Here is a 344-nt window from a genome sequence, read left to right as displayed (position 1 = left end):
CCTGTTCCCTGAGCTGATGACCAAAAACCTCCGGAGAGATGCAATGATTTATCCCCCGCAAATCAATGAACATTTCATCAATTGAGTAGGGCTCAACTGCGGGAGAAAGCGACTCCAGAACAGCCATAACCCGTTGGCTCATGCTGTGGTACAGCGCATAATTGCTGGAAAATACATGTATTTTCTTCTCCAGGCGCATTTGTCTCACCTGAAACCTGGGCTGCCCCATTCTGATGCCAAGGGCTTTTGCCTCCGGGCTGCGCGCGATCACACAGCCATCGTTATTGCTGAGTACGATGACCGGTTCGTTGCGAAGGTCCGGGCGGAAAACTTTTTCACATGAG

The 344-nt window shown here is 50.9% G+C and carries 1 pseudogene; it reads right to left on the bottom strand.

Annotated features, from left to right (window positions below):
- Positions 1–344 (bottom strand): annotated as a pseudogene (locus tag E0D98_RS26200) (protein ImpB); the annotation flags it as partial.

The organism is Escherichia sp. KCJ4928 (genome assembly GCF_004352695.1).
Taxonomy (GTDB): domain Bacteria; phylum Pseudomonadota; class Gammaproteobacteria; order Enterobacterales; family Enterobacteriaceae; genus ECMA0423.
This window is presented reverse-complemented; position numbering and strand designations above follow the sequence as displayed.